The sequence below is a fragment of the Actinoallomurus acaciae genome, from assembly GCF_042429965.1.
Lineage (GTDB): Bacteria > Actinomycetota > Actinomycetes > Streptosporangiales > Streptosporangiaceae > Actinoallomurus > Actinoallomurus acaciae.
Window position 1 is genome coordinate 1 of the sequence record NZ_JBHLZP010000461.1, and the last position, 6368, is coordinate 6368.

Here is a 6368-nt window from a genome sequence, read left to right on the forward strand (position 1 = left end):
GGGTGAACGTAGGTGATCCCCGGGCCGAAGAGGCCGTTCTCCCGCAGGAACGCCAGGCCGCGCTCGGCGCTGTAGAGGCCGTGGCCGCCCATGTGCACGGTCACCGGCAGCCCGAGGTCGCGGGCGAGCCGCCACTCGTGCAGGGCCACCGCCTCGCCGGCGATCTCCGGGCCGAGGGCCGCGATCGCCATGGTCAGCAGCGGGTCGGCGCCGGCGTACGCGCGGTGGACGCGGCGGCCCTCCGCGGCCAGCCCCTCCGGGCCGTCCGGTCCGCCGTAGCAGTAGCCGAGGACGGCCCGGATGCCGGAGGCGCGCAGCGCCGCGACCGTCGCCTCCGTGTGCGCGGGGCCGAACTGGACGTGCGACCAGTCGAGCAGCGTCGTGATCCCCGCGTTCAGGCATTCGAGCGCGCCGGCCAGGTTGCCCGCGTACACGTCCTCGGGCCGGTGACGCGGCGCGAGTCCGCCGAGGACGCGCTCCAGGTAGCCGGGGAAGGAGATGTCCGGTGCGATGGCGCGGATCGTCGCCTGCCAGGTGTGCCGGTGGGTGTCCACGAACCCCGGCAGCACGATGAGCCCGGTCGCGTCGATGACCTCCGCGCCCGGTGGTGAGGGCAGGCCGGTGCCGACGGCGGAGATCAGGCCGCCTTCGGTGAGCACGTCGGTGTGCCCGGTGACGGAGGGGAGGGGATCGGTGTCGAGTACGGCGGCGGCGCCCCGCAGGAGGATGGCCATGAGAGGTACCTTAGAGAAAAGCTTTTAAGAAAGCTACCTCGGTGAACAGTATCGTGGAGCCGTGCGAGACGACGGGATCCGTGACGAGGTCGACGCCCTCGTGCCGGGCTGGACGGCCGACCTGCCGCCCCGGCTCGTCGCGGCCCTGGAGCTGAGCAAGCGCCTGTCTCGTGTCAGCGGCCTGTTCGAGCAGGCCATCCGCGCGGAGCTCGGCGGGCTGGGGCTGACCTACGCCGAGTTCGACGTGCTCGCGGCGCTGAACCGCGTCGGCCCGCCGTACCGCCTCAGACCGAGCGAGCTGTCCCGGTCGCTGTTCCTGACCTCGGGCGGGATCAGCAACGTGCTGCAGCGTCTGGAGTCGGCCGGCCACGTCGAGCGCGGGGCGAGTCCGGGCGACGGGCGCAGCCGCTGGGTCGGGCTGACCGGCGCGGGGCGGGACCTCGTCGCGAAGGCGCTCGACGCCTCGGGCCGCGCCCATCTGGAGGTCCTCGCCGACGTGCCGGACGAGACCGTACGCCGCGCGGCCGACGCCCTGCGCGAGGTGCTGGCGGTCGTCGGCCGGCGGCCCGTCCGCTGAGGTGGCCATGGGAGTTCCCGTCGCGGGTGAACCCGCGGAGCGCGACGGCCGTTGTCTTCAGTGAAAGCCGCTGACGGATCGGAGGACGCCCTGCGCCAGGTGGTGGTCGCGGAAGCGTTGAACGCACTCTCGCCGGCGCACCGCGAGGTTCTGACCGAGACGGTCATGCGGAGGCGTACGGTCAACGAGGCCGCGGATATATTGGGCATCCCGGTTGGCGCCGTTAAAGTTCGGGTCTACTACGCGCTCCGGGCATTGCGCATCTTGCTCGAAGAGCGAGGGGTGACGACATGAGCGTCGAGCACACCGACGTCGGTGCCTACGCTCTGGGCCTCCTCGAGGAGGACGATCGCCGGGCGTTCGCGGAGCACGTGACCGGCTGCGCCGAGTGCACGGCCGAACTCCACGGCCTCGCCGGCATGCGATCCCTCCTCGCCGGCATCGGCCCGGTCGAGGCCGATGACGGCGAAGAAGACCTCTCGGGCAGGGTCGCGGACCTGATGAGCCGCCGGAGGCGTGCCGACCGCCGCCGGAGACGCGGCACGCTGGTGATCGGGCTGGCGGCCGGCGTCGCGGTCGTCGCCGGAGGCGTCACCGCCGGCGCCGCCCTCGTCTCATCGGGCGGCGGGGGAGCCCACCAGCACGGCAGCCCCGCCGCCGACGTTCTCGCCAAGGGCACGCGCCACACGGCCACCGATCCGTCGACGCACGCCGTGGCCGTCGTGGCGACACGGCCGGAGGCCTTCGGCACCGAGGTCGGCCTGGATCTGGCCGATATCCGCGGGCCGCTGACCTGCCGGCTGGTGGCGGTGCTCCGGTCGGGGCGGCAGCAGGCGGTGACCGAGTGGGCGGTGCCGCCGAAGGGCTACGGCGTGCCCGGTTCGCGGGCCCACCTCCAGGTCCACGGCGGCATCGCGGCGTCGCCGGGCGACGTGAGTCGCTACGACGTCCTGGTCGAGGGCGGCGGCCGGTTGGTGAGCATCCCGGTCTGACGGTCGCGTCGCGCCGTCCGGTGGCCGGACCCGGCGAAGAACGCGCTCTTCCCGCCGGTAGGCCGTGAGGATCGAGAGGCGAAGGGCGCCGACCGCGACCGTCCGGACCCGCCGCGGTGCGGCGGCCGGCGGGCTGATCCCCTTTCCGCTCGCCGCCGGAGGGTCAGGCCTCGGTCGAGATCCGGCCGCCGGGGATCGCGTCGAGGAGCCGGCCGTACTCCGGGTGTGTCGCGACCTTCTTCAGATGCATCGCCGCGATCTTCTCGCCCAACGCGCCGTTCAGGTCGTCCGACAGACGTACCGCCGAGAGCCGCTCGAAGTGCGGGAGGATCTCGGGGTCGCCGGCCAGGTGAACCGGGTCGTACATGTACCGCTCCAGTGCCGCCAGGTCCTCGACGGCCGTGCAGAACGCGTGGGTATAGCCCTCGGCGGGGTCACCCAGATCCTGGCCGACGGTCGCGAAGGACACCGACTCGACGCTCGCCGTCCGTCTCATCGCCGCGAGGACCTCGGCCTTCTTCTCCTCGCTGGTGCCGTCCCTGAAGCTGAAACGCAGGATGTTGACGATCACAATCCGACTCCTGTCCATACCGACATGACCGATGAACTGAACCAACGAGTTCAATCTAGTTGCCACATGCGTTTGGTTACAAGGGGGTTCAGGTCGTTGAACCCATGCGTCAGATCCGGCGCTAGAATGCGAGCGTGACGGGAGGAACGGCCGGGCGCGTGGGCCCGCGAGGCCGGATCGACAAGCGCCAGGCCATCCTGGACGCCGCCTTCCCCGTCTTCGCCCGGCGGGGCTACGCCGACGCCGGTGTGCAGGAGATCGCCGGGGAGGCCGGTGTCGCCAAGCCCACCGTCTACCACCATTTCGGCGACAAGGAGAACCTCTTCCGCGCCACCATGGCGTCCGCGGCGGACGCGGTGCTGGCGGACAACCTCGCCGTCATCGAGCGGCTGCGCGATCCGGGCGAGGACCTCCACGCCGCCCTGCGGGACGTGGCGTACCGGATGCTGCGGGTGTGCTGTGACGAGCGTTCCCTGGCGCTGCGGTGGCTGACCTATGCCCAGGTCGCCCGCTTCCCCGACCTGATCGAGGTCGTGCAGGGACGCACCGCGAAGGGGCTCGGCGATGCGCTGGCGGACCGGCTGGCGCGCCTCTCGCTGTCCGGCCGGCTGCGCCCGTGCGACCCGGCGCGGGCCGCCGAACAGCTCCTGGCGCTGCTGACCGCCCCGATGGAGGCAAGGTCCGGACTGGGCATCCGCAAGGTCCCCGCGGCCGAGAGACGCGCGGTGGCCGAGGCGGCCGTCGACACCTTCCTGCGCGCCTACGGCACGCCGACCGGGTCCGGCTGACCGTCCCTAGGAGTCGTCGCGGGCGAGGAGGGCGCGCCCCAGGGCGTATGCCTCGGTCAGGTCGTTGCCGCGGTAACTGACGGCGGCCAGTCCGGCGAGGTGGTGATCGGCGTTCACCGCGACCGTCTTGGTCAGTCGGCGGAACAGCGGGGCGTCCGACATCGAGTCGCCGTAGGCCACGCATCGGGAGTGCGTGAGGCCGTACCGCTCGCACATCTCCTCCACGATGCGGGCCTTGTCGTCCGGGGTGAGGATCTTCGCCGGATCGAGCGGTTCCAGGAACGGAAGGGCCGGGAACCGCGAGGCCGCCACGTCATCGAAGCCCAGGTCCAGAAGGTGTCGCGCGAAGAAGTCGGGCGACATGGTGATGACCGCGCATCGCTCGCCGCGCGTGCGGATGTCCGCGCAGACCTCTCGGATGCCGGTCAGCCAGGGGCCGGCGGCGAACACCTCGGCGACGGCCGACGGCGTCAGGTCCCGCCACAGCTCATGGATGGCGGCCGCGAAACCCCGGGTGTCGATCTCCCCGGCCGCGAACCGCGCCTCCAGCTCGACCAGCTCCGCCGTGGATCCGAGGTGCCGGGCGATCTGCAGGCCGGCCGTCGTTCCCGCGAGGAGGGTTCCGTCCATGTCGAAGACGTGCAGAGTCGCCACGGCAGGTAAGTCTGGGCGATCGGCCGCCTGCGGCACCACCGGATAAACGCTCGCGGCGGCGGCAGGCCCTCCGCGTGAGCCGGGGCCGGGCAGCAGGCTTGCACAATTCTCTGTGCACAGAATATTGTGCACGCATGCCCGAACCGCAGGAGATCAACGACCTCGAGGCGCTGAAGGCGCTCGCGCATCCGCGCCGGCAGAAGATGCTCGAGCACCTGGCCCTGCACGGCCCGGCCACATCGGCGTCCCTGGCCCGCGCGCTGGGGCTCAACACCGGGGCCACGAGCTACCACCTGCGCGAGCTGGCCAAGCACGGGTTCGTCGAGGAGCTCGCGGACAAGGCGCACGGGCGGGAGCGCTGGTGGCGCGCGGTGCCCGGCGACCGCCGGTTCCCGCCGTCCAGCCGCCAGAGCCCGCAGGTGCGCGCCGCGCTCGGCCAGATGAACCGCATGGCGTTCGACGCCGACGTCGAGGCGTTCGCGCGCTTCCTCGCCCGGCGCGAGTCACTCGGCGTGTGGGGGGACGCCGCCCCGTACTCCCGCTCGCTCCTGCACCTCACCCTCGACGAGGTCCGCGAGTTCTTCGAGGAGTACATCCGGCTCGTCAACCGCTTCAAACGGGACGCCGATGACCTCCCCGAAGACGCCCGGCCCGTCTACGCCCGTTTCCTGGCCTTCCCCGCCACGGATTCCGCCTCCGAGTGACCCGGCCGCCCCCACCCACCCCCGGAAGGAAGGCGCCCATGCCGCGCCGAGACAGACCCGCGAGGCCGGACGCCGCCGCGGTCCAGATGACGTCGGTCCGCAAGGTGTACGGCAAGGGGACCGGTGCCGTCACCGCCCTCGACGGCGTGACGATCACCATCCCCCGCGGCACCTTCACCGCGGTCATGGGCCCCTCGGGCTCCGGCAAGTCGACCTTCCTGCACTGCGCCGCGGGCCTGGACACCCCCACCTCCGGCACGGTGCTGCTGGGCGGCACCGACCTGTCCGGCATGAGCGAGGTGCGGCTCACCGAGCTGCGCCGCGGCCGCGTCGGCTTCGTCTTCCAGGCCTTCAACCTCGTTCCCTCGCTGGACGTCAGGCGGAACATCGAGCTGCCGCTGCGGCTCTCCGGCACACGTACCGACCAGGCGTGGCTGGAGGAGATCATCGCCCGCGTGGGCCTGACCGGCCGTACCCGCCATCGGCCCGCGCAGCTGTCCGGCGGTCAGCAGCAGCGGGTCGCGCTCGCCCGCGCGCTCGTCACCCGGCCCGAAGTGATCTTCGGTGACGAGCCGACCGGCGCGCTGGACACCGCCACCGGACGCGACGTCCTCACGCTGCTCCGCGAGGCCGTCGACGCCCTCGGGCAGACCGTCGTGGTCGTCACCCACGACCCGGTCGCCGCCGGGTACGCGGACCGCGTCCTGTTCCTGGCCGACGGGCGGATCGCCGGCACGCTGGACGCGCCGTCGGCCGACCTCGTCGCCGGGCGCATGGCCGGGCTGGGACGGCGGGTCTGATGCTGTCCCTCGCCTGGCACACGCTGCGCAGCCGCAAGAGCGCCTTCGCCGGGGCGTTCGCCGCCCTGATGTGCGCGGCCGCGCTCATCACCGCCTGCGGCGTGCTGCTGGAGACCGGCCTGCGCGGCCACATCGCCCCCGAGCGCTACTCCGGCGCGCCGATCGTGGTCGGCGCCGACCAGCGGATCCACTGGACCGAGCACAAGAAGCACAAGGTCAAGACCAAGTCCAAGCCGCTCACCGAACGCGCCGTGCTGACCGCGGACGTCGCGGACCGGATCGCGCGCGTGCCCGGCGTGACGAAGGTGGTCCCGGAGGTGACCTTCCCGGCGCGGACCGCGCACGGCATGGCGCAGGGACACGCGTGGGAGTCCGCGGCGCTCACGCCCTTCACGCTCGCGGCCGGCCGTGAGCCGCGCACCGCGGGCGAGGTCGTGGCCGATGCCCGGGCCGGCGTACGGCCGGGAGACACGATCACCGTCCTGGCCACCGCGGCTCCGAGGACCTACCGTGTCGTCGGGGTCACCGCCCAGGCGCCGCCTCGGCAG

General features: G+C 72.5%; 9 protein-coding genes and 1 pseudogene. 7 read left to right on the plus strand and 3 right to left on the minus strand.

Translation table 11 applies throughout. From position 1 onward, the window contains the following. Positions 1–734: amidohydrolase family protein (locus ACFFNX_RS38555; RefSeq protein ID WP_378211052.1), on the minus strand; the 734-nt coding region annotated here is incomplete at its 3' end. Between the two features lie 61 nt (positions 735–795). On the opposite strand from ACFFNX_RS38555, the gene ACFFNX_RS38560 reads away from it, so the two are divergent. Genes ACFFNX_RS38560 through ACFFNX_RS38570 form a run of 3 tightly spaced genes read left to right on the plus strand, consistent with a single transcriptional unit; the run spans position 796 to position 2303 of the window. After that, positions 796–1311, plus strand: a complete 516-nt coding sequence (locus tag ACFFNX_RS38560; protein ID WP_378211053.1) for a MarR family winged helix-turn-helix transcriptional regulator — start codon at positions 796–798, stop codon at positions 1309–1311. Positions 1312–1371: 60 nt separating this feature from the next. After that, a complete protein-coding gene (locus ACFFNX_RS38565) occupies positions 1372–1605 on the plus strand; it encodes a sigma factor-like helix-turn-helix DNA-binding protein (RefSeq protein WP_378211054.1) in 234 nt (77 codons plus the stop codon). Then, positions 1602–2303, plus strand: a complete 702-nt coding sequence (locus ACFFNX_RS38570; protein WP_378211055.1) for a zf-HC2 domain-containing protein — start codon at positions 1602–1604, stop codon at positions 2301–2303. Before ACFFNX_RS38565 ends, ACFFNX_RS38570 begins: the two co-directional genes overlap by 4 nt. A 163-nt stretch (positions 2304–2466) precedes the next feature. Here the strand turns inward: ACFFNX_RS38570 and ACFFNX_RS38575 are convergent, their stop codons facing one another. Continuing rightward, on the minus strand, positions 2467–2874 hold the full coding sequence (locus tag ACFFNX_RS38575; RefSeq protein WP_378211056.1) for a Dabb family protein: 408 nt from the start codon (positions 2872–2874) through the stop codon (positions 2467–2469). A 134-nt stretch (positions 2875–3008) separates the two neighbouring features. On the opposite strand from ACFFNX_RS38575, the gene ACFFNX_RS38580 reads away from it, so the two are divergent. Continuing rightward, on the plus strand, positions 3009–3662 hold the full coding sequence (locus tag ACFFNX_RS38580; protein ID WP_378211057.1) for a TetR/AcrR family transcriptional regulator: 654 nt from the start codon (positions 3009–3011) through the stop codon (positions 3660–3662). A 6-nt stretch (positions 3663–3668) separates the two neighbouring features. Here ACFFNX_RS38580 and ACFFNX_RS38585 read toward each other — a convergent pair whose 3' ends face one another. Continuing rightward, positions 3669–4316, minus strand: coding sequence for an HAD family hydrolase (locus ACFFNX_RS38585; RefSeq protein ID WP_378211058.1), 648 nt, complete (start codon positions 4314–4316; stop codon positions 3669–3671). 134 nt (positions 4317–4450) lie between these two features. Here ACFFNX_RS38585 and ACFFNX_RS38590 point away from each other — a divergent pair, with 134 nt between their 5' ends. The 3 genes and pseudogenes from ACFFNX_RS38590 to ACFFNX_RS38600 all read left to right on the plus strand — a co-directional run. Next, on the plus strand, positions 4451–5020 hold the full coding sequence (locus tag ACFFNX_RS38590) for an ArsR/SmtB family transcription factor (protein ID WP_378211059.1): 570 nt from the start codon (positions 4451–4453) through the stop codon (positions 5018–5020). 38 nt (positions 5021–5058) lie between these two features. Continuing rightward, entirely contained in the window at positions 5059–5820 is a 762-nt protein-coding gene (locus tag ACFFNX_RS38595; protein ID WP_378211060.1) for an ABC transporter ATP-binding protein, read from the plus strand. Next, positions 5820–6368 (plus strand): annotated as a pseudogene (locus ACFFNX_RS38600) (ABC transporter permease); the annotation flags it as partial. The gene ACFFNX_RS38595 and the pseudogene ACFFNX_RS38600, both read left to right, overlap by 1 nt.

What these genes read in the sequence shown, in the direction of transcription:
- ACFFNX_RS38570 (WP_378211055.1), top strand. Translation starts at nt 1,602, where the DNA reads ATGAGCGTCGAGCACACCGACGTCGGTGCCTACGCTCTGGGCCTCCTC.
- ACFFNX_RS38595 (WP_378211060.1), top strand. Translation starts at nt 5,059, where the DNA reads ATGCCGCGCCGAGACAGACCCGCGAGGCCGGACGCCGCCGCGGTCCAG.
- ACFFNX_RS38590 (WP_378211059.1), top strand. Translation starts at nt 4,451, where the DNA reads ATGCCCGAACCGCAGGAGATCAACGACCTCGAGGCGCTGAAGGCGCTC.